Here is a 229-nt window from a genome sequence, read left to right on the forward strand (position 1 = left end):
CGGCCGAGGCGGCGGCGCTGTTCGCTGCCGCGGAGTCCGTCGGCGAGCCTGGTGGGCCGCCCGGCGGGTCGGTCACCGGTGGGTACCTGCCGTTCGCCGCCGCCTATCCCGCGCTGGTCCGGGCGGGTTCGGGGGCGGGCGCCTACGGCCGTTCGGGCGGCGCCGCGCGCGGCCGGGGCAGGGTGTGGCGGGGGCCGGGCGCGGTGGGGGGGCCCGCGGGGGGGGGGAG

The 229-nt window shown here is 84.3% G+C and carries 1 pseudogene; it reads left to right on the top strand.

The features are described 5' to 3' along the window. Positions 1-229: pseudogene (locus C7C46_RS36085) on the top strand (hypothetical protein); the annotation flags it as partial.

The organism is Streptomyces tateyamensis (assembly GCF_003205575.1).
In the GTDB taxonomy this organism is placed as follows: Bacteria; Actinomycetota; Actinomycetes; order Streptomycetales; family Streptomycetaceae; genus Kitasatospora; species Kitasatospora tateyamensis.